The 4,532-nt window shown below is 66.1% G+C and carries 4 protein-coding genes; all 4 read left to right on the top strand.

Going from position 1 to position 4,532, the window contains the following annotated elements; genetic code table 11:
• Positions 1-291: 291 nt before the first annotated feature.
• Entirely contained in the window at positions 292-918 is a 627-nt protein-coding gene (rpsD, locus tag RTN46_RS16560) for a 30S ribosomal protein S4 (protein ID WP_055242205.1), read from the top strand.
• Between the two features lie 239 nt (positions 919-1,157).
• Positions 1,158-1,532, top strand: a complete 375-nt coding sequence (locus RTN46_RS16555) for a DUF948 domain-containing protein (RefSeq protein ID WP_312183044.1) — start codon at positions 1,158-1,160, stop codon at positions 1,530-1,532.
• A 35-nt stretch (positions 1,533-1,567) separates the two neighbouring features.
• On the top strand, positions 1,568-1,822 hold the full coding sequence (locus RTN46_RS16550; protein ID WP_312183043.1) for a hypothetical protein: 255 nt from the start codon (positions 1,568-1,570) through the stop codon (positions 1,820-1,822).
• A 64-nt stretch (positions 1,823-1,886) separates the two neighbouring features.
• Positions 1,887-4,532, top strand: a 2,646-nt coding sequence (gene alaS / locus RTN46_RS16545; protein ID WP_312183041.1) for an alanine--tRNA ligase, incomplete at its 3' end; no start/stop codon positions are given.

Genomic DNA, 4,532 nt, shown 5'->3' with positions numbered 1-4,532 from the left:
CGCGCCGCGGCCCGCCGTCCGCCCGCCGCATCCGGCCCGCCGCCGTCCCGGATGCCGGGCCGGTGCGTGCTAGGATTGATGGTTGACTGGCAAGCGCTCTGCCGGACACTCCCATTTGCTTTAGCCGGGTTATTCCGGCTGGTGGATGTGTGTGCCGCAGATGCGTTGCAGCGGAAGGCAGCGGTTGGCCGGAGCTCTCCCTAATGGAGGCCAGTGACTACGTATTAGCCGTGTACGGCCGGGGTAACCCGGGAGCACACGGCGAGACCGCCAAAACAGTGAAAGGTGAACGTGGCTAATTCAACACGTGCACGCCGTCAGGCCCGCGCTTCGCGCGCCCTCGGCATTGCTTTGACCCCCAAGGCAGCAAAGTACTTCGAGCGTCGGCCTTACCCCCCGGGTGAGCACGGCCGCGCCCGCCGCAAGCAGGACAGTGACTACGCAGTTCGCCTGCGCGAGAAGCAGCGTCTGCGCGCACAGTACGGCATCCGCGAAGCACAGATGACCCGTGTCTTCGAAGAAGCCCGCCGCACCGCCGGTCTGACCGGTGAAAACCTGATCGAGCTCCTCGAGATGCGTCTTGACGCCCTCGTGCTGCGTGCCGGCTTCGCCCGGACGATCGCCCAGGCCCGCCAGCTTGTTGTGCACCGCCACATCATGGTTGACGGCGCCCGCGTGGACCGCCCGTCGTTCCGCGTGTCCGAAGGCCAGCTCATCCATGTGCACCAGCGCAGCGAGACCATGACGCCGTTCCAGGTTGCCGCTGCCGGCGCCCACCGCGACGTCCTGCCCGCTGTTCCGGGTTACCTGGATGTCTCCCTGGACAAGCTGCAGGCTCGCCTGGTTCGCCGCCCGAAGCGCTCGGAAGTCCCCGTGACCTGCGAAGAGCAGCTCGTCGTGGAATACTACGCACGCTAATTCGACTGCATTCCCGGATTCCGGGAATACAAGGCGAAACCGGAACAGCCCGCGGCCCTCGTGCCGCGGGCTGTTTCATTTGGCGCTGAAAGCACCGCGATTCCGCCCGGCGCTGCAGCCCCGCGCCGTCCGCACGCGCGGACTACCCGCAGACCCGCTGTTTCCCGGGTAAGTGTCCCGGCCCGCGAATGGGTAAAGTACATAGCGGAAATGTCATCGAACCGATCCCAAGGAGAACCATGTCAGGTGGAGATATCGCCGGTCTGATCGCAGCCGGGGTTTTTGCCGTGCTGGTTGCACTGCTGGCCGTACCCATCCTCAAACTGGGGAGTGTCTTCGATGAGCTCCGCGGATCCATCAAGACCCTCAGTGACGAAACCACTCCGCTGATCGACGAGGTGACCACCACCGTGTCCACCACGAACCTGCAGCTGCAGAAGGTAGACGGCATTTCCTCGAATGTCTCCGATGCGTCGGCGAACGTCTCGGCGCTGACCTCGCTGATCGCGGCCACGGTCGGCTCCCCGCTGATCAAGGTCTCCGCTTTCACCTACGGTGTCCGTACCGCCCTGGCAGCGCGCAAGCCGGCGGGCCGAGGCCGCCGCAGCCGCTAGGCTTGACCGCCACACCGCCCACAACAGGAGCAGCCATGATTAAGCGCGTTTTTTGGATGTCGATTGGCATCACCATCGGCGTCATTGCCGTCCGCCGGATTTCGGAGGCCAAGGATTCCCTGGGCCCTGCAGGGCTCAACCGCGCCGTCGGCAGCGCCGCCGATGCCGTGCACAACTTCACCGACGCTTTCCGTGACGCCATGACCCAGCGCGAGGATGAGCTCCGCTCAGCCCTGGGCCTGGAAACCACTGACACCGTCGCCGACACCATGTCATCGGCCCGCCGCTGACTGACGCTCTCCCGCGCGCAGCTGCCCTGCGCGTGACTGATTTACCAGAAGGGTAAGAATCACCATGAAGTCCCACGAGATCGCACGCCGCTGGCTGGATTTCTTCAGCAGCAAGGGCCACACGGTCGTTCCCTCCGCGTCGCTCGTTTCCAATGACCCGTCGCTTCTTTTCACGGTCGCCGGCATGGTGCCCTTCATTCCGTACCTGACTGCCCGGGAAACGCCCCCTTACAAGCGGGCCACGAGCGTGCAGAAGTGCATCCGCACCGCTGACATCGAAGAGGTCGGCAAGACCGCCCGCCACGGCACGTTCTTCCAGATGGCCGGCAACTTCTCCTTCGGCGACTACTTCAAGGAAGACGCCATTACCTTCGCCTGGGAGCTGCTCACCAGCCCCCTGGAGGACGGCGGCTACGGCCTGGACCCCGAGCGCCTGTGGGTCACCGTCTACCAGGACGGCGACGAGCGCGACGATGAGGCCCGCGCCATCTGGCGGGACAAGATTGGCGTTCCCGACGAACGCATCATCGGCACGGGCAAGGAAGACAACTACTGGACCACCGGCCAGGCCGGCCCGGGCGGTCCCTGCTCGGAAATCTACTACGACCGGGGCCCGGCGTACGGCGTCGAAGGCGGCCCCGCCGTCGACGAGACCCGGTACATCGAAATCTGGAACCTCGTGTTTATGCAGTACCAGCTCTCCGAGGTCCGTTCCAAGACCGACTTCGACGTTGCCGGCGAACTGCCGCAGAAGAACATCGACACCGGCCTGGGCCTGGAACGCCTCGCACTGATCCTGCAGGGCGTGGAAAACATGTACGAGACCGACCAGGTCCGTCCGGTGCTGGACAAGGCCGCTGAGCTGGCCGGCAAGGAATACACCTCCGCCGAGGACCCCTCGGATCCGCACCACACAGATGACGTCCGGATGCGCGTTGTGGGCGACCACATCCGTTCCGCGCTGATGCTGATCTCCGACGGCGTGACGCCGTCCAACGAAGGCCGCGGCTACGTGCTGCGCCGCCTGATCCGCCGTGCCGTGCGGGCCATGCGCCTGCTCGGCGTCGAAACCGCCGTGCTGCCGGAGCTGCTGCCGGTGTCCCGGGACGCGATGAAGGGCACCTACCCGGAGGTCGAGGCAGACTTCGCCCGGATTTCACGGATCGCCTACGCCGAAGAAAAGGCGTTCCTGCGCACCATCGCCTCCGGCACCGAGCGCCTCGACGCCGCTGTGCAGGAATCCAAGGCCGCGGGCCGTCCGCTGTCCGGCGAGGACGCGTTCGCACTCCATGACACTTACGGCTTCCCCATCGACCTCACCCTCGAGATGGCCGAAGAAGCCGGACTGAAGGTTGACGAGGCCGGTTTCCGGTCCCTGATGCAGGAACAGCGCCAGCGCGCCCAGGCCGACGCCCGGGGCAAAAAGCACGGCCACTCCGACGTCTCCGTTTTCAACGAGCTGCTCAAGGTCGGGCAGACCGTCTTCACCGGCTACGACGAACTCACCACCGAATCCGCCGTGCGGGGAATCATCTCCAACGGCGAGTCCGTGTCCCATGCCGGCCCCGGCTCCGAAATCCAGCTGGTGCTGAACGAAACACCGTTCTACGCCGAAGCGGGTGGCCAGGCCGCCGACGTCGGCCTCATCACCGGCGACGGCTTTGTGCTTGAGGTCTCCGATGTGCAGCGCCCCGTCAAGGGACTGACCGTGCACAAGGCGATTGTCCGGGAAGGTGAAGTCTCCGCCGGCGCCCTGGCCATGGCCGCGGTCGACGCCGAACAGCGCCACGCCGCGGAGCAGGCGCACTCCGGCACGCACATTGTGCACGCCGCCCTGCACCAGATCCTGGGTCCGGAAGCCATGCAGCGCGGCTCCTTCAACAAAGCCGGCTACCTGCGCTTCGACTTCTCCTGGGGTGAGGGCCTTTCCGAGGCTGCCAAGTCCGAGATCGAAGAGGTCTCCAACCTGGCGATCCGCAACAACCACCGGGTCGAAACCAAGATCATGTCCCTGGCGGATGCCAAGGCACTGGGCGCCACCGCCCTGTTCGGCGAAGCCTACGGGGACCAGGTCCGTGTAGTGGAGATCGACGGCGCCTGGTCACGCGAGCTCTGCGGCGGTACCCACGTGGACTCCACCTCGCGGATCGGCAGCCTCACGCTGCTCGGCGAGCAGTCCGTCGGCTCGGGCAACCGCCGTGTGGAAGCCTTCGTTGGAATGGATGCCTTCCGGCACCTGGCCGCCGAGCGCGCACTCGTGAACGAACTCTCCGATCTGCTGAAGGTGCCTTCCGTTCAGCTGCCCGAGCGTGTGGCCGCGACCCTGGCCAAGCTCAAGCAGGTTGAGAAGGAACTGGAGCGCCTGCGCCGCGAGCAGCTGGCTGCCTCGGCAGCGGCTTTGGTGGGAACCGCCGTCGACGTTGACGGCGTCCGGCTCCTGGCGCACGACGCCGGCAGCGTCTCGGGTGCCGACGATCTGCGGACCCTGGCCCTGGACCTGCGGTCCCGCCTCGGCAGCGAAGCAGCAGTGGTTGCCGCAGCAGGTGCCGCCAATGGTCGGCCCGTTGTTATTGTCGCCACCAACGAAGCGGCCCGCACCGCGGGAGTCAAGGCCGGTGCGCTGGTCAAGACCGCTGCGGGTGTTCTTGGCGGCGGCGGCGGCGGCAAGGACGATGTTGCCCAGGGCGGCGGCACGGACGCCACCAAGGTT

Origin of the sequence: Arthrobacter sp. (assembly GCF_031988865.1) — a bacterium.
GTDB lineage: Bacteria > Actinomycetota > Actinomycetes > Actinomycetales > Micrococcaceae > Arthrobacter_B.
This window is presented reverse-complemented; position numbering and strand designations above follow the sequence as displayed.